Origin of the sequence: Neokomagataea anthophila, from assembly GCF_018122595.1 — a bacterium.
Classification (GTDB): Bacteria; Pseudomonadota; Alphaproteobacteria; order Acetobacterales; family Acetobacteraceae; genus Gluconobacter; species Gluconobacter anthophilus.
Window position 1 is genome coordinate 391893 of the sequence record NZ_JAGRQH010000002.1, and the last position, 23162, is coordinate 415054.

Genomic DNA, 23162 nt, shown 5'->3' on the forward strand with positions numbered 1-23162 from the left:
GTCACGTTGGCCGCTGCTCTGGCAGGAGATTATGGCGGCAAGATGAAGATTAAACCCCACCTCACCACGAAGATGTATTACGTCAGCGCTTTTACCGAGAGAGACGCAGAAAAGACACAGCATCCCGCACATCATTCTGCCGGGTTTGGATCGTCGCCGTGAGTTCTTTATCCCCACCCCATACAGCTTCCTGCTTACGCTCATCGGCAGTGATAATCGCGGCAACTTGCTCTGGCGTCAGGCCACCCTCCAGCAAGGCATAACCCACTAGGACACTGCCACCAGCCTGTGCCAAAACCCCCAGAACAGCCAGTTCTGCCTCATCACACTGCGCCAACCATTGCGTCAGCGCCATAACATAGGCCTCAGATTGTGTAACAGGCATTAAACCTGTTGTTACAACAGGGCGAACGCCTCGCTCATCAAGCCACGCTAAGAGCGCCTTTACCGCTGGCTCATTTGTGCCGCCGTCATAGCACAACGCATCATCCAAGCCGAAGCTCAACAACGCCTCACGCGGGACAGAAAGATCAGGACGTATCCGCTCAATCATAGTCCCTGCAATACGGGTTAAAGGCAGCTCATCTGGCTGAAAATTCCCTTCCCCAATGCTTCCCCATTCCGCAGCAATGGCATCCGCCAACGCACGCTGCTTTAGCGCCAAAACGCTGCCCTTTGGTAAACGAATGGGCCGCTCATCCAGCGCAGGCATATAGAGAGTGCCCTGCCCATCCTCATGTTTTTCCTGAACAGACACTGTTTTCCAAAACCGTCTCTTTGCGCTCAATGCCACACTCCTAATGCTTTCAGCAGATCACTTGCTCGATTATGATGCTTTGCCGCCGCTGCGGGTTGTGGCCCGGCTTGACCGTTCCGCCCCGCTGCCAGCCAGGCCACACACGGATCTTCCTCGGCAGGGGCAGCACCGCCCAAGGTCAGTTGGGCATTTCCATCAACATCACGTTCAGGCTGCACCGTTACATGCGTCCACGGCCCATCTAACATAAGCGGGGCCGATGCCTCCGCGCCAGCCAACTGCACCGATGGCCGCACATGCAATGTCAGATTTTGCGCTACCAGACCAATCTGACCTTGACCAGAAACCTGCACATTACCGGCTTGCAGCCCTAAACGTTCCACCGTGGCTTTACCATCGGAAAGCACCATATGCGTTCCTAAACAACGCAAACCATGCAGACCCGAGCCTATGAAAGATGCTGCCTGAGGCCCAGCCAACTGCGCCAACAACGCACCACTGACCTGCCCATCCACCATGGATAAGCCAAGATCGCCCTCCAACGCATCGCGCATGCTCTGCACATCATGGCCTTGCGAACGGACATCCCCAACAAGCTGAACCGTACCTTGCAGCATTTCTGGCATCGACACGGCCTCTTGCAGCCACCGCGCTGGCAAGACCAAAGATGCCGCTTGCACATGCATCTGAACCGGCCAACCCGAAGCATTCACATCCAACACGCCACCCAGCGCAACGCCCGCGCCTTGCCCCTTCAACGTGTCCAACGTGACGTGTCCACCAGCTAGAACAATATGCCCAGACACCCCCGTATACTCTGCTCCCCCGACACGCAGTTGATCAGCAGAAAGGACCATATCAGCATCTTGCGCGCGCAACAGCGTTACCCAATTAGGGACTGATGAGACCGCTGCATGATCTTCCACAACAGGCGCATCCGTCGACTTATGCTCTACAGCTATGGCGGTTTTCAAAACAGCTTGTGGCACCGTAACCGCATGGACCGCTTGCTCTGAAGCTGATGGCGCAGCACTCGACGTCATCAGCTTCAATGCGTCTATGTCCAAATGTTTAGCACTCAATGCGCCATTAATCTGAGGCATCGCATTCGCCGGAAAAGACAAGCGTACATCCCCAGACAGCGCAGCTTCTCGGCTTTCAAAATCCAATCCCTTCACGGCATAAACGGCTTGCCCATCCAACGCCAACTGCCCACCCAGCGTTACACCATGCAGTACAGCCCACGGCGTCGATAACTGGTCAGCATGCCCCTGCACTGTCAGCTGAGAAGCAGCCCCAACCGCACCATTCAACGTCAACACCAATGCATCCTGACTATTCACAGGCGGTGCCGCATTCGGCGCATTTAACGTAGCGGAGAGAGACAAAGACTGACTGCGGATTTCTGCTTGCACAGGCACGGCAGACCCACGCCCAACACTCTGCACAAAGCCGACCATACCGCTTAATGTACCAGCCTGACCTGATGCATGCCAATCACTACCACGCCACTCAATATCCGTTTCCAGCATCAGCGGAGATTGTGCCGAATCCGCCGCAAGCGTCACATGCCCCAATTCCACACCCCGCACAGGCATAGACCCTGCATGAAGATGCAGCGCTGTTGGCGTTAAACCCGGTACCGGCCACCACCCTGACCGACCACCCTTTTGCATCGCTCGCAATGCAGCCCAGTCCACACCACCAGCCAGCGTCACATCTCCGCCCAATGCTGGCACATGCGGCAACCCTGCATGCGGAAATAACTGCTGCGCATCCTGCACATCCAGCCACTCTCCCCGCACATGAACCGTCATACCCTGCAAATGGCGTGGGTCCTGCATGGCGCCATCCAGCTCCAACCAATCACGGTGACTTTCTGGCCCTAAAGTAGCCGCCAAACTAAATGGCCATGATGCCCCTTGAGAAGAAGCGCCAGACCACAATGCCCCCAAAGCGCTCACATGCCCTTTGACCGTAAATGGCGTACCGGCATGCTGCCCTGCCAAATTAATCCACGGGCTTGGCGTCCGTAGCCCCGCCAAATCCAACGCCTGAACAGCAAACCCGCCACTCACCCCTAAACGGCGATCATCCCACTGCACAGTACTGTTCGTCAGGTGCAAAGCGTCCAATGCCAGCGCCCAATGCGCTTCAATACGCCGCGCTTGAAAACCATTGACTGGCAGAGGGGCTTCTTCCTCTTGGCTGTTCAACGCATGCGTCATCCAGTCCATACGGCCATCTGCACGCCGATGCACAAAAATGCGTGCACCATCCGCTACAAAATCCTGAAAGCGGATTTCCCGCTGCAAAAGTGCGAGAACAGACAAACCCGCATGCAAAGACTGCGCCTGAAATACCGGAACATCCCCCGCCCGGGACAACACCACATTTTGCGCGACAATAGAGGGCCACGGCAAAAATTGAACTGCTGACTGCTCGACCTTCAGGTCCAACCCCGTTTCCTGCTTCAGTGCAATCGCAACGCGCGCACGCAAGGCCTTTTGGTCCACTAGGACATTGGCCGCGATGCTTACACCCACAAGCAGCACCACAAACACGATAACGGCAGCAACCAACTTTCTCATGCCGAAGCTTTCCCCCACCATACGAAAAGACACTGAACCACGTTACGCACATGGTCAGTGCCTTTTTCAAAGTCGCGCCCCTTAAAACATCTTAAGAGCTGCGCTTAAGCCTTTTTACCCCGAATGCGTTTTGGTGCTGGCGTATCACCCGCCACAAAACCCATCGTCCGGAACGTCTCACGCATATGCGGGGACAGTGCCGCTGTCACGATCAAACGCCCACCTGCTGGATGCGGAATATCCAACTCGCGTGCATGCAAGTGCAACTGGTCCAAGAACCCATCCGGATGCGCCGTCTTCCCACCATAACGTGGATCACCCAAAATCGGCGTACCAAGAGATTCACAATGCACACGCAATTGATGCGTACGCCCCGTCAAAGGAGACAGGGCAAGCCATGTGATCTTCTTGCCCGCCGCATCAATCGTCTCATACTCACTCTTGGCAGACTGCGCGTCTTCTTCACCACGATCCACTGGCACAACCAGCGCCGCACCGCCCGCGCCAACCTTAGCCAAAGGCTGATCAATCACGCCCGATGCTGGCTGCGGACGCCCAACGACAATCGCCCAATATGTCTTCTTCACATCCCGGCCACGGAAGGCTTCAGCCAATTTCGCCGCAACACCCGGCGTACGGGCAATCAACAACAAGCCGGACGTATCACGGTCAATACGGTGAACCAAACGTGGGCGCTCACCATCTTCCCCACGCAGACCATCCAACATCATGTCGACATGCTTCATGATCCCCGGACCGCCTTGCGTGGCCAGACCAGATGGCTTGTTCAACACCATCAAATGATCATCACGATAAATGACCATTTTCTCAATTTCGCGCACTAAATGCGGATCAGGCGGCGGCGGTGGCGCTGGACGGCTCACATCCGGCATAGGCGGAATACGGATATTCTGCCCCGGAAGCAGACGCGTATTGGTCTGCACACGGCCACCATCCACACGCACCTGCCCCGTACGGCACAGCTTTTGCAGCGCGCCTTGCGTCAAGTTCGGGTAATGACGTCTGAACCAACGATCAAGGCGCAGATCGGCCTCATCTTCAGTTACGATACGATTGTTAACTCTCATGCCTCGCGGGATGCCCTCTTCGCGGCCCGGCTGTCCAGAAGTTTTCGTAATCTTCCTTCATATCCTCGCTCTGTTGGCTGATAAAGCACAGCGCGCGGCATACCATCCGGGAAATAATTCTGTCCGGAGAAGCCCCCCTCCGAATCATGATCGTACTCATAGCCCTGCCCGTACCCAATGTCCTTCATCAAATTGGTCGGAGCATTCAAAATATGAGCCGGCGGCATCAAGCTCCCTGTATCACGGGCCAAACGCCGTGCCGCTTTATACGCCGCATACACAGCGTTTGACTTCGGCGCGGTTGCTAAATGCACAACCAGTTGCGCCAATGCCAGCTCGCCTTCAGGAGAACCCAAACGCTCAAAACTCTGCCACGCCGCCACCGCCAAATTCAGCGCGGATGGATCAGCCTGCCCAACATCTTCCGCCGCAAAACGTGCCAAACGCCGTGCAATATAACGCGGGTCCTCGCCCCCTTCGAGCATCCGTGCAAACCAATATAGCGCGGCATCCGGGTCACTGCCCCTCAACGATTTATGCAGCGCTGAAATCAGATTATAATGCTCTTCCCGGTCTTTATCATACAATACGGCACGCCGCGCCAGCAGACCGGTCAAATCCTTCGGCGTCAGCGACGGTACATCCCCTAAGGCAGCAATCTGCTCAACCATATTCAGCAAATAACGCCCATCACCATCAGCCATCGCTCGGATACTCGCCCGTGCTTCTCGGTCCAATGGGAGACCACGCTCCAGCACGGCTTCCGCACGCTTCAATAGCCCTTCCAAACTGGCATCATCTAAGCGATTCAACACCAAGACTTGGCAGCGTGACAGCAAGGCTGAGTTCAACGCAAAAGACGGGTTTTCCGTCGTCGCGCCAACTAAAACCACAGTCCCCCGCTCAACAAATGGCAAAAATCCATCCTGTTGCGCCCGGTTAAAACGATGGATTTCGTCCACAAATAATAACGTGCCACGCCCTGTCATTTGCTGACGGCGCTCGGCCTCATCAAACGCCTTCCGCAGTTCCGCTACACCCGAAAAAACAGCCGATATTTGCGCAAAAGCAAGATTCGATTGTCCAGCCAAAAGCCGCGCAATCGTTGTCTTTCCACACCCCGGACCGCCCCACAGGATCAAGCTGGACAATGTCCCCCGCGCCAACATCCGCGTAAGCGTACCCTCCGCCCCCAGCAAATGATCCTGCCCACACACATCTTCCAACCGCTTGGGACGTAAACGATCTGCTAAAGGCTGCGTCCGTGGCGCTGCCTGCACATTAGGCATAGGTGTTCGCATTCCACTATGGGGCGGAACAGCACCTGCCTGACTGCCATTATTATGACTGCCCGGCCCGGCATTCCCCTGAGCGGATGTGCTCTTTCCTTGAGCCGGGGGCATGTCACCGAACAAGTCAGACATCACCACGTTCCTCTTTCTTCGTCATACTGCTGAACATAGCCCTAAGGCTGTTTCCACTGGCGTCCACAAACGTCAACACAATCTTGACCCGATATGTTGATGAAAATCGTTCGGAAACCAATGCCCAGAACAGCAATAAACGCTACGATTTTACGGTTGTTCACCCTCAGCGTCGGTTCCACGGCATGGCGCCTAACACATTCGCCATACCGCACCAGCCAGTCATACCCGCAAATATCAAACCCGTACCAACAAATGCCGATAAACCAAAAAATCCCGGCGCAACAAAGAGACCAAGCAGTACACCGATCAAAATAAGTGAACCCGCAACAATTTGAACCTGCCGCATAATTTCAAGCGGCTGCCCCCTATCTTTAAGGATAAATTGCCCTGCATTCCGCCAGGCTTCAATACCGCCCTCAAGGATATAAGCCTGCACACTACCTGCTGCTAAGCTGAGCTGTGCTGTGCTGCGTTAGCCGTCGTCCGCATCCCAGACTTACAGTGAAAAATCACCGGCCGCCCATCATACGCAAGATCACCTATACGGTTGAGCGGTACGTTCACCGCACCAGGAATACGCTCACGCGCATATTCATCTGCACCCCGAATATCAATCAAGCGTGCACCGGTATCAACCGCAACACGGGCATCCGCAGGAGAAAGCGCCACGAGCGTCATCGTATTAACCCTGACAGTAAAGATGGTAGAGAGTGGAGAGGAGCGTTTTCACGCGAGAATCAGCAATGGCATACCAGAGCGTTTGACTCTGACGCCGGAAGTTGACGATGCCCTCATCACGCATTTTCGCGAGATGCTGCGAGCACGCCGATTGCGACAGCCCTACGCTCTCTGCGAGATCACTGACTGTCATTTCGCCGTGCTCAACCAACTTACACAACAACATCAGCCGCCGCGTATTTCCGATCGCCTTCAAAGTGTTGGCGACCTGTCCAGCCTTATGTTCAAAGGTCGCTAGATCCATCGGCTTTTTGATCATCATTATCAGTTCATTAGAATACTCTAATTTAAGCTGAATGAATTACATTAGCAACACCTAATATAATTCATTCAGCTCTGATACAGCCTTACAGGATAGAGGCACATCACCCCTTCAATAAGATTTTCCTGAACGTGTATCATTCGAGAATGAACCGTTGGATGTAATCCAGCCCCCTAAAATCAAGGCACGCAAAAACACCTCTAATGCACTAACTTACGCAGTGCCCCCGGAAGTAACATCGAAAAAGGATTAATCGTCAAAGCCGGGTCCGATAAATGCCCCCGCACACGAAAAGTCGCCGCCAGTAAACCACCATTCTTCTCCGGGCTTAACAAACGGCCAACACCCGGCAAATGCCCCGGCAACGTATTTAACCCGAACAACGGAACAATCGTTCCATCCAAAACAAGAGCCGTATCATTAACGCCGACCTGCCCCTCAAGCGTTGCTCCCAGCGCCGTATTGCCAATCGCCCCATCACGCAACATGACCTGCCCATCTGAAAGCGCGAGACTGCTGGTAAAATGCTGAATCGTAAACCGATCCACACGCGTACTCGCCCAATGCAACGGCGAGAGATCTGACGCGACTGTAACTCCCAAAGGCGGCTTCAGAACATCAAACGTACCCACGTCCACATGCCCAGTAAAAGGTGGCAACCCAAGCCCCACCCCCGCACTGCCGGACACACCATCACCGTTCTTAAAACGGCCATCTAAATGGGTTACACCGCCGCTAATTCGGTCAAACAACCCAAGGCCACTCAATAACGCGCCCAAATTATCAATATCCAAAACCAAAGGCTGCTCCGTCCCAGCATCTGCTAGAACACCACGCACGCGGCTTGGCGTTTCCATCGCAAAACGGGCAGACCGTAACTGCCCATCTCGCAACTCCATCTGCGCCTTAACCCCCGAGAGCATGCCACGCGCACTGTAATAAACATGCGGCGCGTCGAGCACGACTGACCACCCATCATGCGTTACTGGCTGCGCTGTACACTTTATACACCCCGCATGATGCTCAGAACGATCATTCAGCCGTGTTAAAAGAGGCGTAATGTCCAAAGGGTCCGCATGCACATGTACCCGCATTGGTACCTCCCCCTCTGGGAAATCCACCTGAGCATCCCCCAAACTCCGCCCCACACGGAAGCCTTCCAGCACCACGCGGCTAAGACGTCCATGGTCCGTAAACGCACGACCAGCGACATCCAAGCCCTGCCCATGCGCCTGCAACCCGTCCAACGCCGTCATTTCGTTCCCGGAAAGCACCATATGCGCGGAAACCTGCGCAGCATCCCCCATAGGTTTTGACCACATCGGCAAATCCACCTTCGCAGGCGCCAAATCCAGCCCCAAGCGTATATCCGCCTGATGATCAGCCGTCTGAACATAATGCGCCTGAAGAGCAGACTGCCCTGCAACAAAACCGGGAATATTTACGCCAGCTTGCACGGCTTGTTGCGGAGTAAACAACGCATGTGCCGTGATGTCTTGCATCACACTTTGCGCCCCTGCTGCCCGAAAAACTTCCAGCACTTGCGCTTGCACCGGCACCCCAGAAAGACGGCCATCACCATTGAGCGTCAAGCGGTTTTCATCAGCCTGTAAAGTCCCTTCCGCCCCATCCAAACGCCGCCCCAAAAGTACATTGCCTAATGCAACATCACGAAAAGATGCCTGCACCCCAACATGCATTGCGTCATCTCGCACATTTGGCAGCAACGGCATCGTTAACGTCAGGTGACCATCCATCGCACCCGCATATTCCGTAAACGGCAGAGGATGCTTTGCTAAAAGATGCAAACGCGGGTGCGACAAAATATTCTGCACCCCCGCGACCGGCCCAGCCACATGCACAGCAATGGTGGCTGGCGGCCCCCGATCATAGAGATGCTCAATCCGCACCACACCATCTGGGATTGTTACCACCCCGGCAGACGTCCCTTGCTGCCCATGAGCGAAATCAATCACCAATGTCTCTGGCCCATCAAAATGCAAGGATGCAGCAACATGCTCCGCTGGAGGAACCGGCCGCAGCCAATTCACGGTCACATCATCGGCCGTAAAATGACCATCCATCACTGTCGGGCGTAAACCATCCAAACCATGATCCGAATGAACATGAGACACCAACGTCAACGCATGACCCTGACCATACGTTAGGTTACGTGTCACCCATTGCCGCGCGCCCTTGATAAAGCGTAAAGGCCAAATCGTCCTAAGATGCTCTAAATCGAGCGCATCAATCTGCGCATGTGCTTGCCCATCCAGATGCACCGGGTCGCGCACATTATCCGCAGTCACCTCACCCGCCGCCGTCACATGCGTGACATGACCGGCGCTATCTTGCACAGCGATGGCAGCATCCGTGATGTCGGCTTTAATTCCCCCTGAAAAACCGGGTTTATCCATAGCCAGAACAAGGTGCGCTCCTCCATTCACCACATGAATGGGATCCCCCTGAACCTGCTCTACTTGCCCATCACCCAACTGTACGGTCAGCGCCAAATGGGCGGGGCGCGCCTCAAAGCCGCGTGATACTAAAAGCGCGTCACCTTCCAAAGAAACAGGAAGTTTCCATTGCCCAGCTAACGGAAGCAGTGACCCAAGGGCTGATGGCGCAATAGGCGTCATTGCAAAATGCCACGCCCCCATCTGCCCCTTTTCTACTCCCTCCGCATGAAAATCTGAGCTGACATCGCCCACATGCAAGGTACTTGCCCAACGCCCAACCCATGCACAGCCACCACCGGATAAGGCACGGCAAATGCCATGCGCCTCAACTGGCCCCAACGCCACCATCTGCCCGGGCAATAAACCCGCAACAGATACGGTAACATCATGAATATCCAACACCCCAAGGCGATCTAACTGTGTCGGAACCCCTCGGCCTGAATGCCCCTGCTGTGGCAAATCCAGTTCCAAGGCTCCACCCGGCATGGAGCGCAGGGCAATATGCGTTTGCTGTAACCGCAGCCGCCGAGGCGCAATGACCCCATGCAAGAGCGGGGCCAGAGAGAGAACCGTATCAACCTCACCCGCACTTTCCGCGATACGCCCATCCAACCCCCGTACAGTCAGGCCATGTGCTTCCAGCATAATGCCTGCTGGCACACCATCACGCGCAGGCTGCCACTGAAGAAATAACCGCTCCCACGCCAATTGCCCTGCCGGATGCCCTGAAACACGCCCCCCCACAACAGGAACAGGGCCCAAAAGATGAGAAAGTCGTGTGACCTCAAGCGGACCATGCGCTAACCGCCACGCCAGCACGGCTCCCACCACTGCACATACCGCACATGGCAAAATCAGCGCGAGACAGACCCAGCGTGCCACATGCCAATGACGCGGCAAATGCACACCACCACGAAAGCGGCGACCATGCTCTATAAGATCGTGATAATACGAGTGCGCCGCATGTCTGTGACGGGAGGACATGTTCAAAAAATCCGGGCACCCCGGTTCCCTAGGTTCAACGTCAGAAACAGCCTAGCGAGAACCCTTCAAACCAAAACGCCAGACACTCAAACACGATAAGCGCTTACGAAAGCTGCGCCAAAGCCTCGGTCACCAAGCGCACATGGTCCGCTGGCTTCACTTTGCGCCAGATAAAGCGGATCACCCCTGCGCTATCCACCAAGAAAGAGCTACGCTCCATCCCCATATACTTACGCCCATACATGGATTTCTCCACCCATGTGCCATAGGCCTCAGCCACAGCGTGGTCTTCATCAGAAGCCAACGGAAAACCAAGCGTATATTTCGTATCGAATTTCTGAATTTTCGCGATTGGATCTGGGCTGACCCCAATAATGGTAACACCCAAAGACGCTAGGCTGTCTTTACTGTCGCGGATCGCACAAGCCTGCGTCGTACAGCCCGGCGTGTCGGCTTTCGGGTAAAAATACAAAAGATAAGGCTGCCCAGCGAGGTCAGCGTTTTTCAACACACGTCCATCAGCTAAAGACAAAGAGACAGAAGGTGCAAGATCACCCGGTTTCAGCACAGTATCAGTCATACACTACCATTGCCTGAGCGCCCCTTCCCAAGCAAGGAAAAGGCGCCCCAAAAATCATCAATAACCCCGATACATCACGACCGGCGGCGCACCATATACAACTGTTGGGGGCGGTGCGTACACAACAGGCGGCGGCGGAGGACCATAAACCATCGGCGGCGGCGCATAAACGACCGGAGGAGCCGGCGGGCCATACATCACGGGAGGCGGCCCCTGATGGCTCAGTATCGCCCCACCCACAGCACCAACCGCCAGCCCACCCAGAATGCCGCCAATCACCGCACCCGTGTTGTTATGATGGTGCCAGCCTCCACCACCCATTGGCGGACCACCGCCCCAACCGGGGCCACGCCCACCCCAGCCAGAAGGACCACCACCCCAGCCACCATGTGCATGAGCCTGTGTCACAACCATTCCCGGAGCGACAACACCCGACAGAGCCAAAACAGAAACAGCAGCCACTGCAGCACGTGCAAAACGACGCATGGCCATTCTCCTTGTTATCCTGAGCACAAACCACCGCCAGCAATACTGGCGCCGCTTGGCCCGACCGGACATCACTCTGCTGATGCCCCTCCTAATTTTGAGGAGACTGCACTCCGATCATGGCGGAAAAAGACACAGATCATGGCAAGAACGGAAGAAATTGTAACACCCTTCCATACCGCACCAAGCACCCTGCACGCAGCATTATTTATCTTGTCGATGATACCCTAACGGCGGATCAAAAAGGGCCGTATCCTGCGCTTTACGCTCCACGCTGTGCGCCTGAACGACTAAGCGCCCCCCCTGCGTCGCGCCCAACAACAAACCATCTGTCGTGTAACAGAAATCCGTCGGCTGCTTCACGTTATCGCCACTTTCCCACACGGTACACGCTTGGCCCGCAATCGTTGCTGGCCCAATCTGGTGCCATACACCCGGCGCAGACACGCCCGGCGGCGTAAACGAACTGCCGGGAGCCGGTACAACCGTCGCGCTATGATCTGCCGTGTTCAACACCATCAAGCGATGATTCCGATAATCGGTCAGCATCACCGTGGCCGAACCTTCCAACTCAACACGCTGACGCCACAAAGCCGCACTCCAACGCATCCGCTGGTGCAGCTTGGCCCCATTAGGGCCGTTCATGACATAATCAATATCCGCATCAACACTGGGCGTCACATACGGTGCAGAAAGCGGGCTAACACTTTGCCCTTCTGTCCCTGCATCTTGCGCTACGACCTGCCCAACCAGACCACACCACAAAACACCACAAACCAACCAAGACTTCACCGACAATGTCACTGCCCGCCCCCCACACTCGGCGAAGGCCCACCCTCAGGCGCACTCCCCGAAAGACTTGGTGGCTGATCCGGCTGAGAAACCGTCCCATCCGTGACAGAATCATTCGACACCGGCGGCTCCCCACCCTCTACATTCGGCACCACTGTGCCATTACCATCCACCAAAGGCGCAGAAGGCGGCGGTGCCACCGCGGATGACGTGCCCGGTGCATGGGGCTTAGCAGACAAACGATGGAAACCGTCCGGCGGCGCAAAGGTCGCGCTTGGAAGGTCCTTATACGTTACAGAGACAGCACGAATAGACCCTTCCGCACCATCCGCATCCACACCATTTTCTGAAAGGATAACGCCATCATCCGTCACGCATGCTTGCGCCTTGCCATGCGTGTTCGATACGTCCCAGCTCACACACGGCACCCCTGCAATCACATCGTGGCCCGTGCGCGTATAGGTCATCGAAAGATCAAGCAAAAACGGATTATGCAGCCCCTGCTTCGCGTGCAGTTGCGTATAAAGACGCTGCTCCAGCATAATCAACGTCACGACATTATGCGGACGATCCAAAATCGTCACACCTTGTCCATCAGCAGAATCAATACGCACCAAGTCGCCCGAGCCTGAAAAGGCAACTTTCACATCCTTACCGGCCCCCACCGCGCCTACCGTCTGTGGCGAGAGGCGGTATACCACCGTCACATCACGCATCGGTGCCAAGCGCGGATGATCTCCATCCGTCGCAGCAAGGGCTTGCCCCGCGCCTAACCCCCCAATAACAGCCGCACACACACCACGACGCAATGCCTGCGGTGCCGTTCGTTTCAATCGGTCTAGAGCTGCTTTCATGAACGTATCCCTTCCGAAGAATGAAGTCTCTCGATCTCTGACCGCAGCGCAGCCAATGAAAAATTCTCAGGCCAAACAGCCTCAACCGGCAAGGCTTTTTCCAACAGCGCACGATAACGCTGCCCAGAAATACCAACCCCACCCAAACGCATCAAATGCGGCGTTGTATACTGCGTATCCAACAAGCAAAATCCGCCATGCCTTAACCCGGCAACCAAATGCACCAACGCAATCTTCGAAACATCACGCACACGTGAGAACATACTCTCACCACAAAACACACCGCCGAGAGACACACCGTACAAACCACCAACCAGCGCCTCACCGTCCCATACTTCAACTGAATGGGCATGCCCCAAAGCGAAGAGCGCTTCATAAAGATGCTGCAAACGTTCGCTAATCCATGTTTCTTCACGGCCGGGTGCAGGCTCCGCACAGGCCCTGATCACCGCTTGAAAATCACGGTCTGCCGTTACGGTAAAAGCCCCGGAACGAACGGTTCGCATCAATCGCCGCGGTATCGTCATCCCATCCAACGGGATAACGCCACGCTCCTCCGGGCTGTACCACGACAACTCAAGACTTTCCCGGTCTGGAGCCATGGGAAACACACCCGCAGCATAAGCTTGCAGCAGCATATCCGGCGTCAAACGCTCCAACAGCGTTTCAATCATGCGTCGCCATACTCCTGAAATCGTGCGCTAGCACCATGAACACGGCATATGATACGCATCATGCGTGGTTTCCACCCTCCCCACATCACAACTATGGAGCTTGTGCGATGTCGCTCGCCTTTGTGTATCTATCCGGCGCACTGATCACCGCCATTATGAGCGTCCTCCAACCGGACGCCGCACCCCTTATGTTCCTGCTCGGAAAATTCATGTTAGCAGGTTTCTTCATCTCCGCGTTCTTTGAGATCAGAACACTCAGCCGAAAATCCTAAACCATAGAATATTCGGCTGAAAGCAGAGTGCCCTAAAACGCCTCTGAAGAATCGGGGCCTGCCGCGTGCAGATCAACCGCAGCTTCGTGCACAGCACGGCCATGCGTTCGCTCAAGACGGCGAATAGTAAAATGCGCCCGTGCCAATGCACGATAATGTGACAAGAACGCCGCATTCAAAGACGCGCCACATAAAGCCCCCGCCACAGGCACCATTTGCAACGCAAATTTGCGTGACAGCCCAATGCCATAATGCGCCGCGACTTCAGACATCAGCATGACGATGGGACGGCCCCGCAGCAAAGCACGTGCCGAGAAGAAGCCAAGCTCCCCCTCCTCACCGCTATTGCGTGATGGGAAGCTCCGTAACGCGAACACTTCCAAACACGCATGGCGCGTGTCTTCTGATGTTAAGTCTTCACCTTCTTCACGAGCAATCCGCGCAATCTCACGCATGATCGTGAGCGTAGTCACGCCAATATCAGGAGCTAACCCGAACACACCGCCAAAGCCGCCCAGCGCACCAGAGACAGCAACCACGGCTTGGCTCGCATTCTCACGCCATACAGAGGACGTGACTTCACCCTCCTTAGCCATCCCAACAATCGCGACATCAAAAGCATGCCGCAACGCTTTCTCAGCGGCTTGTTCGATTCGCTGCTGAACAGCAGGGGCCATCCCTAGGCCACGCATACCAAGACGCGTCACCTGCCCCACGGCACCGCCCATCAAGTCAGCCAAGCGCACAAGAGTCCCACGCCCTTGCTCAACCCGCGCCAATACAGCTTGTAATTGGGCTAATGCCTCACCATCCAGCGCCCGCGAGACGAATTCGCTAGACGGAAGCTGTGCGCCATTCGTTACAGTCATGACGGTCAAAACTCCTGTTTATTGGACGGGAAACCGTTTAGTGGATAGCAGGTTTCATACAGTATTGGGAAACTTGGCAATCAAGCTCAATAATCCCGCAACAAAGGACGGCAGCATGACCATCGCTTTTTACAGGGACGTTCCCTCAAATGTACGGACTGCTGCTCTAGCGAGGCTCCGCACAGCCGCCCTTCTGTTGAGCATTGCCCCACTGGCACCATGCCTTGCTCACGCTGCACACACTCACCATGCTGGCGATACGAGCACCCTACCACAAATCCCGCCTAGTACCGCCCATATGCTGGATAACAGCCCAGCGAAACCTCTGACACCAGCCCAACAAGTAGCCCTGCCGGATGGCGGCGCCCCACCCCCACCGCATGGCTACACAGCCGTTGAAGACACAGAGGCAACGCTGAGCAATTTCAGCGCACAAGCCCGCACCCACGCTCCATTAGGGCTCCCCGGCGGCAATGCACAGCAGCGCACAAATGGCCCCAACACTCTGCCGTCTCATTTCAGCATCTTCGGCATACCCGTAAAGTTTAATGCGCCTGTTATCGCCCCTTATCAGAGCGACCGTACACCCAGCAGCTATACCGGCCAGACCACCAAAGGTTCTACAGACCTTCTCGTAAATGGTGATTCGTCCGACATTCACTAACTAAACACACTGGAACGAGACTAGCCTCGTTCCAGTGATGCCTTACTTGTTGCCGTGCCAAACCCCCAAACGGGTCAAATACGCAAACTCATCATCCGTCACCGGCGCGACGGACAAACGAGACTGCTTCAGCAGCGCCATATCCACCAAAGCAGGGTCGGCTTTAATCGCCGCGAGCGTCACCGGCTCTGAGAAAGCGCCTTTGGCCTGCACGTCCACACAGACCCAACGCGCATCATCCGTCGTAGGGTCCGCATAAGCTTCTTTCACCACCTCAACGACACCAACAATCTGCTTTTCACTCACAGAGTGATAAAATAACGCCAAGTCACCACAGCGCATCGCAGAGAGATTATTACGCGCTTGGTAGTTACGCACCCCCGTCCATGGCTCAATATCATTCTCAACTTGTTGTGCCCATGAAAACGCTTCAGGCTCAGACTTAATCAACCAATAAGCCACTGCATCGTTCTCCTTCATGAAGCCTCTGACATAACCTGCCACCGCCGATCACGGATTTTGTGATAACAGTCATAGGAAGAAAGAGACAGCACACCTCTTCCCGCAAAAACCGGTAACGACTATCTGGAACAAGCCCTAGCGCAACGGAGATGAGAGAAACAGTGCGAACAACGCCCAGCTTACTGCATCGCTATGCCAATCCCGGCCAATTCTTACGCTTGGCCCGTATTGTCCTTCCGATCTTCACAGCCCTCGCACTCATCTTTTTGACCGTCGGCGTGATCTGGGGGCTTATTTACGCTCCAGCCGATTGGCAGCAGGGCGATACTGTCCGGATTATGTATATTCACGTCCCGACAGCGTGGCTGGCCTCATCCTGTTATCTCAGCCTTGCTGTCTGCGGATTGCTATCCCTCGTCTGGCGGCACCCATTAGCCGACCTTGCCGCCCTTGAGATCGGTCCCGTCGGCGCGTGCGCAACAGCACTTTGTCTCATCACTGGCTCATTATGGGGCAAACCCATGTGGGGAGCATGGTGGGTTTGGGATGCACGCCTGACCTCCATGCTTGTGCTGTTCTTCCTCTATCTCGGGCATATCACGCTCATTCGTGCGTTTGATGACCCCGCCCGTGGACAACGCGCGGCAGGTATCCTCGCCCTTGCTGGCGCCATTGATCTGCCGATTATCAAATTCAGCGTCCAATGGTGGAACACCCTACATCAGCCGGACAGCATCACCCTCACCGGTGCGCCCACCATGTCCATGAGCATGCTGTGGCCTCTGCTCATCACCACGATCGGCTTTAGCTTCGGCACTGGGGCGGTCATTATCGCACGCATTAGCTCTGGCATTTTCGAGAGCCGCACCCGGCAAATTCTCACCCGCTCGCGCAATCGTACAGCATCCATCTCCACTCCTCATACCGCACCAGCGCACGCCACCGAACTGCCAGAGGCCCCACCCCTATGATAACCCTGCCGCACCACTGGGACTATATCGTCGCATCTTACGGCTTGGTCTTAGGCACCGCGCTTTTCCTTGGCGTATCGGCCACGTTGCGCTTACGCCGTGCCCGCGCACGTCTGGCCCAGCTTGACCACCGACGCTCCCCCGCCGCCACACGCACTACCACACAGGAGGAAGCATCGTGACACGCAAAACACGCCGCCTCTGGCTGGTCATCAGTTGCCTTGCCTGCTTGGGGCTTGCTGCTGGCCTAACGCTCCGCGCTTTCTCCTCCAATATCGTGTTTTTCATGGCACCATCACAGGTTCGAGCGCACCCACCAAGCCCAGACCGCACCATCCGGCTTGGTGGTATGGTCGTAGCCGGATCACTGCACCGGATTGTGGTACGCAATACACCCGTCAATGAATTCCAGATTACCGATGGCCAGGCCGCCATCACCGTGAGCTATGCAGGCATCCTGCCTGACCTTTTCCGTGAGGGGCAAAGTGTGGTCGCCCTTGGCACCGTGGAGCCTGGTGGAGCCTTCACTGCCAGCGAAGTCCTCGCCAAGCATGATGAAACCTATATGCCAAAAGAAGTGGCTGAAGAACTGCGCCGCACCGGGAAATGGGATCCACGCTTTGGCAAAGCGCCAGATGCGGCAAGTTGGAACACGATGACCTCCTCCGAGGATTCCTCCCACAAAAATACAAAAACGGGAGGTTAACGACCCATGTTTTTTGGACCTGAAGAAGGGCATTTTGCCCTCGCCCTTGGCTGCGTCTTAGCGGTTTTTCAATGCGTTATACCGCTCTGGGCGGCTCGTAGCGCCAAGCATCAACGCTTGGTCGCACTGGCACCAGCCTTAGCCGTTGGCCAACTCATCGCGCTCAGCCTCTCTTTTCTCAGCCTAATTTTATGCGCCGTAAACGATGATTTTTCCGTCCAAAACGTCGCAGCAAACTCGGCTATTGCCAAACCCCTTTTGTATAAAGTCACCGGCGTTTGGGGAAACCACGAAGGCTCCGTCCTCCTCTGGACCTTAATTTTGGCCCTGTGCGGTGGTGCTGTGTCTCTCTTTGGGCGCAACCTCCCCGATATTTTACGCGGCCGTGTCCTTGCCATTCTCGGCGGCGTCTCTGCTGGTTTTCAGCTTTTCTGCCTGCTGACCTCAGACCCCTTTGAGCGGCTATACCCCGCGCCTATGGACGGGCAAGGCATGAACCCCTTGCTGCAAGACCCCGGCCTCGCCTTTCATCCGCCTATTCTCTACACGGGTTATGTCGGCTTTGCCGTGCCCTTCGCCTTTGCTGTTGCCGCCCTTATTGAAGGCCGTGTGGACGCGGCATGGGGGCGCTGGGTGCGCCCTTGGGCCGTTGCTGCTTGGGCCTTCCTCACCTGTGGCATCGCACTCGGCTCATGGTGGTCTTATTACGTCCTCGGCTGGGGCGGATATTGGTTCTGGGACCCGGTGGAAAACGCTTCCCTGATCCCATGGCTCACGGGAACAGCCCTCGTGCACTCCGCCATTGTGGTGGAAAAGCGCGAAGGACTAAAAATCTGGACGGTCCTGCTGGCCATCGCCACCTTCTCTTTCTCACTCTCCGGCACGTTCCTTGTCCGGTCCGGCATCCTGAATTCCGTGCATGCCTTTGCCAATGACCCCGCCCGCGGCGTGTTTATTCTCGCCCTTTTAGCCATTGTTATTGGTGGCTCACTCAGCCTGTTCGCATGGCGCGCGCCCTCCCTCACGGCGGGCGGCTTGTTTGCCCCTGTCTCCCGTGAGGGTGCCTTGGTGCTCAATAATATTCTGCTCTGCTCCATATGTGCCGTTGTCGTCACAGGCACGATGTACCCGCCCTTTATGCAGCTCCTTGCAGGGCGGACCATCTCCGTCGGTAAACCGTTTTTTGATGCGGCCACTATCCCGCTAACCCTCCCGCTCTTGCTCGCCATGGGCCTCGGCACCGCATTACCGTGGAAGCGCGCCCACATCTCCCGCAGCTTTCATCATCTGCGCACGGCCATTCCTCTCACCCTCGTCGGGTTAGCGCTCTGCTGGTGGCATTTCTCAGGCGTTCTTCCCATTGCCTGTGGCGTTTTGTCTGTTTGGGTCATCGCCGCATCCATCGCAGATATGATACGCCGCCTCGGTCTGCGCGGTGACACTCTCCGCTCCGTGCTCTCACGCGCCCGCTCTCTTCCACGGTCTTCTTGGGGCGCAACACTGGCTCATATTGGCGCAGGCATCACAGTTCTCGGCCTGAGCGGCATGTCCAGCGCACAGCACGCCATTGTTGAAGTTCCCATCGGGCATACAACCCACCTCGCTGGTGATGACTGGACCTTAACAAACATCCGCCACCTACGCGGCCCGAATTATAATGCCCTACGAGCCGACATCACCGTCAGCCATAACGGGCATGTCATCACCGTTTTACACCCTGAAAAGCGGGACTTCACATCCCAGCATCAAACCACCACCGAAGTGTCCATTCACACGAACTTCCTGCGCGATCTCTACGGCGTCATCGGTGACCAGCAAGGCGCAGGTGCAAACACAACCTATGTTTTGCGTTTGCACAACAACACTCTCGCCCCATGGATGTGGCTCGGCGCACTGATTATGGCTATTGGTGGCGGCCTATCTCTGTCTGACCGTCGCTTACGCATCGGCGCACCACGCCGTGCCTCAGCCCTTACGGAGAAAGCATCATGAGCACACCATCACGACGCAAACTCATCACCGCTCTCCCCATTATGGGAGCCAGCGCCTTAGGCTTCGGGTTTTGGCGGATGCTCCACGGCATGCAAAATGGCGGCTTTGACCCCCGCGCAGTCAACACCCCCCAGCTTGGGCACCCAATTCCTAACTTCTCTCTCCCCGGTTTACCCGCCTCCGGAACTGGCCCAAGCGCAACAACAGGCTTCACCGCATCAGAGCTCCAAAGCCAGCACACACCCGTTTTGCTCAATTTCTTCGCCTCATGGTGCATTCCCTGCGTGGCCGAAATGCCGGGGTTACGTATCATCGCTCAAGAGATTCCCATCTGGGGCATCGCGTATAAAGATAAGCCCGAGGACGCCGCCGCCTTCATCCAGCGCGATGGCTCCCCCTATGCCCGCGTCGCCACCGATCATAACGGCCGCACCGCGATTGATTGGGGCGTCACCGGCGTGCCTGAAAGCTTCCTCATAGCGCCGGGGGGGCGCATTTTGTGGCACAATGCTTCCGGCCTCACTCCCCAACTTTTTGACGCGGAAATCCGCCCTCTTCTGGCGCCTTACCGATGAAACAATATCTCTCCCTCCTTTGCGCGCTCACCTTCAGCATCAGCCTCGCAGGGGCCGCCTTTGCGGTTGATAGCCCAAGCGAGATGCTCCAAAATCCGACACAAGAAAAACGCGCAGAAACGATTGGCGCACAGCTCCGCTGCCTTGTGTGCCAAAATGAGAGCATCGAAGACAGCAGCGCCCCCTTAGCGCGTGACCTCCGCCGTGTTGTGCGTGAGCAGGTCCAGTCCGGCAAAACAGACCAACAAATCATGATGTGGATGACAGACCGCTACGGCACATTCATTCGCCTCTCCCCGCCATTCTCCATCACCACCGCCCTCCTTTGGATCATGCCGGGCCTTGCCCTTCTCAGCGGCATCGGGCTGGCATGGTGGCAGTTCCGCCATCGCAATAACGCAACACCCAGCAATGACTTAACCGAAGACGAACGCGCACGCCTCGCCATGCTTACCCGGGAGAATAAATCATGAGTTGGATCAGCTTTCTGCTCATCACCCTCATCACTTTGCTCCCTGTTATGGTCGGCCTGCGTTGGGCACAACTCCGGATCGGGGCGCGCCAATCCGCACTGGCGCTGTATCGTGGGCAGTTGGCCGAGCTTGATCGTGACAAGCGCCTCGGCCTCGTCACCGGGTCAGATTATTCAGCCGCACAGCTTGAAATCCAGCGCCGCCTTCTTACTGCGGATAGCAGCACCGAAGACAGCACTACCGCCTCAACCATACAAAAACGGCGGCTTCTCCCGTTCCTGCTCCTTGGAATCAGCATTCCGACCTGCGCGGGCATCCTCTATATCTCCAATGGCCACCCAGCCTTACCGCCTCAACCCCTTGCCTCCCGCGGAATTGCACCAGACCCGCACACAATGGCGCTGATCCAAAAACTGCAAGCCTCTGTCGCAACCTTCCCGCCAGAAAGCCCGTCTTACGTTCCGGGCCACACACTCCTGGGGCAAGTCGAACTCCGCTCTGGCCTCACCAGCGCCGCAATTGCCGATTGGCAAGCTGCACTACAGGCACAATTTTCACCAGAATTAGCCCTCAGCCTTGCTGAAGCCATGGTAAAACGTGACGGTCACATCAATCGTGATACACTCACCCTCTATCGACGCGCCCTTGCCGCAGCCCCACATGATGCCTCTTGGCGCATGGCAGCAGAAGCACGGGTCGCTGAAGGTGAACATGACCTTGGTGAACAACAGTAAGGATACAACCGCCCCGTGATGCGACCTAACAGCACTGCTGTCATACCTTGCCCGCTGTGCCGCGCTCCCCTGCGCAGTACCGCAGATTATTGCACATCCTGCGGTGCAGAGCGGCATTTTGGCCCGCGTAAGACTGAAGTGATCAGCAGCATTGTTGGCGGTTGTGTATTACTGCCCGGTGTCTCTTTGCTTGTACGCCCCTTTTCATTATGGACCGTTCTTTTCGCGCTCATAGGCATCGGCGTTGGTTTCTTTTATGCCCATGTCCGCTTTGGTGTTGATCGCTGGTTCAAAGGTGAAGGGAAGATAAAACGATGACGACAGTTGGATACCGTACCGAGACGGACGGCATGGGCCCAGTAGACGTGCCAGAAAACGTTCTCTGGGGCGCACAAACACAGCGTTCATTGCAATATTTCAGCATCGGCCGAGATCTCATGCCGCCTGAAATGATCGAAGCTTATGCTTTGGTCAAACAAGCCTGCGCGACGGCCAATGCACAAAGCGGCCGACTAGATGCGGAAAGCGCCAAGCTCATCCATGTCGTCTGTGATGAAATCGTTGCTGGCCAGCACGACGCCATGTTCCCATTGCGCGTCTGGATGACCGGATCGGGCACACAGTTCAACATGAACGTCAATGAGGTTATCGCCAACCGCGCCAGCCAAATCGCAGGTGCACCTTTAGGCAGCAAAACACCTCTGCACCCCAATGACCACGTCAATATGGGGCAATCCACCAATTGTAACTTCCCCACCGCCATGCATGTTGCCGCTGTCCTTGGAGTAGAACATCGCCTCATCCCTGCTCTGACACGCCTGCGAGATGCGATCGCCGCTAAGGCTGAAGAGTGGAAAGACCTTGTCAAAGTAGGCCGCACCCATCTGCAAGATGCCGTTCCCATCACATTGGGCCAAGAATGGCACGGCTATGCAGGCATGCTCACGGACAACATCGCACGCCTCACAGCCGCGCGTGATGGCTTGCTTCCCCTCGCCCTCGGTGGAACAGCCCTCGGGACCGGCGTGAACACAGACCCCGGCTTTGACCAACGCGCCTGCGCAGCCTTGGCCGAACAAACGGGCATCAATTTCACCGCTGCCGAGAACAAATTTGCTCTCCAAGGTGCACATGACGCCCTCGTGCATCTCTCTGGCTGTCTCCGCACAACAGCAGGCGCCTTGTTCAAGATTGCGAATGATATTCGCCTCCTCGCTTGCGGCCCACGCGCTGGCTTAAGCGAACTGCACTTACCAGAAAACGAGCCCGGCTCTTCCATCATGCCCGGCAAAATCAACCCGACCCAAGCCGAAGCCTTAGCAATGCTCACGCTGCAAGTCATGAGCAATGACGTCGCCGTTGGCATGGGCGGGGCGAGCGGCATGATGGATATGAATGTCTATAAGCCGCTCATCATTCACAACGTCATGCAAAGCATCACCTTGCTCAATGATGGTTCTGAAAACTTCCGCCGCTTCTTGGTTGAAGGCATCCGCGCCAACGAAACACGCCTGAAACAAGACCTAGACCGCTCTTTGGTTCTCGTGACAGCACTGTCGCCAGCCATTGGCTATGATGCGGCTTCTAAGGTCGCGCATCATGCCGTTGAAACCGGGAATAGCCCACGTGAATCTGCCCTAGCACTCGGCGTGATGACCGGAGAAGAGTATGACCGCGTGGCCGACCCTAGACACATGCTGGCGCCGAATATCCGGATAACCCCCAAGGGTTGATTACAAAAACTTTACCTTG

26 protein-coding genes are annotated in these 23162 nt (G+C 56.0%); 11 read left to right on the forward strand and 15 right to left on the reverse strand.

Annotated features, from left to right (window positions below; all coding sequences use genetic code 11):
• Window positions 1-91 precede the first annotated feature (91 nt).
• The 13 genes from KB213_RS04675 to aat all read right to left on the reverse strand — a co-directional run bounded on the left by KB213_RS04675 (window position 92) and on the right by aat (window position 13692).
• Window positions 92-793, reverse strand: a complete 702-nt coding sequence (locus KB213_RS04675) for an ATP12 family protein (protein ID WP_346266664.1) — start codon at window positions 791-793, stop codon at window positions 92-94.
• Window positions 784-3348, reverse strand: coding sequence for an AsmA family protein (locus KB213_RS04680; RefSeq protein ID WP_211680838.1), 2565 nt, complete (start codon window positions 3346-3348; stop codon window positions 784-786). Before KB213_RS04680 ends, KB213_RS04675 begins: the two co-directional genes overlap by 10 nt.
• Window positions 3349-3452: 104 nt before the next feature.
• On the reverse strand, window positions 3453-4436 hold the full coding sequence (locus KB213_RS04685) for an RluA family pseudouridine synthase (protein ID WP_068172387.1): 984 nt from the start codon (window positions 4434-4436) through the stop codon (window positions 3453-3455).
• Window positions 4433-5737, reverse strand: coding sequence for a replication-associated recombination protein A (locus KB213_RS04690; RefSeq protein ID WP_245642301.1), 1305 nt, complete (start codon window positions 5735-5737; stop codon window positions 4433-4435). Before KB213_RS04690 ends, KB213_RS04685 begins: the two co-directional genes overlap by 4 nt.
• A gap of 289 nt (window positions 5738-6026) precedes the next feature.
• The gene (locus tag KB213_RS12815) at window positions 6027-6299 is read right to left on the reverse strand and encodes a YgaP family membrane protein (RefSeq protein ID WP_346266665.1); all 273 of its coding nucleotides are present in this window, start codon (window positions 6297-6299) and stop codon (window positions 6027-6029) included.
• An 11-nt stretch (window positions 6300-6310) separates the two neighbouring features.
• On the reverse strand, window positions 6311-6541 hold the full coding sequence (locus tag KB213_RS12820) for a rhodanese-like domain-containing protein (protein WP_249110226.1): 231 nt from the start codon (window positions 6539-6541) through the stop codon (window positions 6311-6313).
• Window positions 6542-6545: 4 nt separating this feature from the next.
• Complete coding sequence (locus KB213_RS04700) at window positions 6546-6863, reverse strand: ArsR/SmtB family transcription factor (RefSeq protein WP_211680839.1); 318 nt, start codon at window positions 6861-6863, stop codon at window positions 6546-6548.
• 200 nt (window positions 6864-7063) lie between these two features.
• Window positions 7064-10306, reverse strand: a complete 3243-nt coding sequence (locus KB213_RS04705; RefSeq protein ID WP_211680840.1) for a YhdP family protein — start codon at window positions 10304-10306, stop codon at window positions 7064-7066.
• Window positions 10307-10409: 103 nt separating this feature from the next.
• Entirely contained in the window at window positions 10410-10886 is a 477-nt protein-coding gene (gene bcp, locus KB213_RS04710; protein ID WP_211680841.1) for a thioredoxin-dependent thiol peroxidase, read from the reverse strand.
• 57 nt (window positions 10887-10943) lie between these two features.
• Window positions 10944-11372, reverse strand: coding sequence for a hypothetical protein (locus KB213_RS04715; RefSeq protein ID WP_211680842.1), 429 nt, complete (start codon window positions 11370-11372; stop codon window positions 10944-10946).
• A 204-nt stretch (window positions 11373-11576) separates the two neighbouring features.
• Window positions 11577-12176: a hypothetical protein gene (locus tag KB213_RS04720; protein ID WP_346266666.1), complete on the reverse strand. Its 600-nt coding sequence runs from the start codon at window positions 12174-12176 to the stop codon at window positions 11577-11579.
• Window positions 12173-13018, reverse strand: a complete 846-nt coding sequence (locus KB213_RS04725; RefSeq protein ID WP_211680843.1) for a hypothetical protein — start codon at window positions 13016-13018, stop codon at window positions 12173-12175. The genes KB213_RS04720 and KB213_RS04725 overlap by 4 nt, the downstream gene beginning before the upstream one ends.
• Window positions 13015-13692, reverse strand: coding sequence for a leucyl/phenylalanyl-tRNA--protein transferase (gene aat, locus KB213_RS04730; RefSeq protein ID WP_408903714.1), 678 nt, complete (start codon window positions 13690-13692; stop codon window positions 13015-13017). Before aat ends, KB213_RS04725 begins: the two co-directional genes overlap by 4 nt.
• Before the next feature lie 107 nt (window positions 13693-13799).
• Between aat and KB213_RS04735 the strand changes: the two genes are divergently transcribed.
• Entirely contained in the window at window positions 13800-13964 is a 165-nt protein-coding gene (locus KB213_RS04735) for a hypothetical protein (RefSeq protein ID WP_211680844.1), read from the forward strand.
• A 32-nt stretch (window positions 13965-13996) separates the two neighbouring features.
• Here KB213_RS04735 and KB213_RS04740 read toward each other — a convergent pair whose 3' ends face one another.
• Window positions 13997-14833: an EcsC family protein gene (locus KB213_RS04740; protein ID WP_211680845.1), complete on the reverse strand. Its 837-nt coding sequence runs from the start codon at window positions 14831-14833 to the stop codon at window positions 13997-13999.
• A gap of 115 nt (window positions 14834-14948) precedes the next feature.
• Between KB213_RS04740 and KB213_RS04745 the strand changes: the two genes are divergently transcribed.
• Complete coding sequence (locus tag KB213_RS04745) at window positions 14949-15497, forward strand: hypothetical protein (RefSeq protein WP_211680846.1); 549 nt, start codon at window positions 14949-14951, stop codon at window positions 15495-15497.
• Between the two features lie 42 nt (window positions 15498-15539).
• Here KB213_RS04745 and KB213_RS04750 read toward each other — a convergent pair whose 3' ends face one another.
• A complete protein-coding gene (locus KB213_RS04750; RefSeq protein ID WP_211680974.1) occupies window positions 15540-15959 on the reverse strand; it encodes an EVE domain-containing protein in 420 nt (139 codons plus the stop codon).
• 161 nt (window positions 15960-16120) lie between these two features.
• Between KB213_RS04750 and KB213_RS04755 the strand changes: the two genes are divergently transcribed.
• Genes KB213_RS04755 through KB213_RS04795 form a run of 9 tightly spaced genes read left to right on the forward strand, consistent with a single transcriptional unit; the run spans window position 16121 to window position 23143 of the window.
• Window positions 16121-16930 (forward strand): heme ABC transporter permease, encoded by an 810-nt coding sequence (locus KB213_RS04755; RefSeq protein ID WP_346266667.1) that lies wholly within the window; start codon window positions 16121-16123, stop codon window positions 16928-16930.
• Window positions 16927-17112 (forward strand): hypothetical protein, encoded by a 186-nt coding sequence (locus KB213_RS04760; RefSeq protein ID WP_068172364.1) that lies wholly within the window; start codon window positions 16927-16929, stop codon window positions 17110-17112. Before KB213_RS04755 ends, KB213_RS04760 begins: the two co-directional genes overlap by 4 nt.
• Entirely contained in the window at window positions 17109-17636 is a 528-nt protein-coding gene (ccmE, locus tag KB213_RS04765; protein WP_211680848.1) for a cytochrome c maturation protein CcmE, read from the forward strand. Before KB213_RS04760 ends, ccmE begins: the two co-directional genes overlap by 4 nt.
• Before the next feature lie 6 nt (window positions 17637-17642).
• Entirely contained in the window at window positions 17643-19628 is a 1986-nt protein-coding gene (locus KB213_RS04770; RefSeq protein WP_211680849.1) for a heme lyase CcmF/NrfE family subunit, read from the forward strand.
• Window positions 19625-20203: a redoxin domain-containing protein gene (locus tag KB213_RS04775; RefSeq protein WP_211680850.1), complete on the forward strand. Its 579-nt coding sequence runs from the start codon at window positions 19625-19627 to the stop codon at window positions 20201-20203. The genes KB213_RS04770 and KB213_RS04775 overlap by 4 nt, the downstream gene beginning before the upstream one ends.
• Window positions 20200-20676 (forward strand): cytochrome c-type biogenesis protein, encoded by a 477-nt coding sequence (locus KB213_RS04780; protein WP_211680851.1) that lies wholly within the window; start codon window positions 20200-20202, stop codon window positions 20674-20676. Before KB213_RS04775 ends, KB213_RS04780 begins: the two co-directional genes overlap by 4 nt.
• Window positions 20673-21410 carry a c-type cytochrome biogenesis protein CcmI gene (gene ccmI / locus KB213_RS04785; RefSeq protein WP_211680852.1) on the forward strand — a complete coding sequence of 246 codons (738 nt, stop codon included), beginning with the start codon at window positions 20673-20675 and terminating at the stop codon, window positions 21408-21410. The genes KB213_RS04780 and ccmI overlap by 4 nt, the downstream gene beginning before the upstream one ends.
• Window positions 21411-21428: 18 nt before the next feature.
• Window positions 21429-21728 (forward strand): hypothetical protein, encoded by a 300-nt coding sequence (locus KB213_RS04790; RefSeq protein ID WP_249110275.1) that lies wholly within the window; start codon window positions 21429-21431, stop codon window positions 21726-21728.
• On the forward strand, window positions 21725-23143 hold the full coding sequence (locus tag KB213_RS04795) for a class II fumarate hydratase (RefSeq protein WP_211680854.1): 1419 nt from the start codon (window positions 21725-21727) through the stop codon (window positions 23141-23143). The genes KB213_RS04790 and KB213_RS04795 overlap by 4 nt, the downstream gene beginning before the upstream one ends.
• The last annotated feature ends 19 nt before the right edge of the window (window positions 23144-23162 follow it).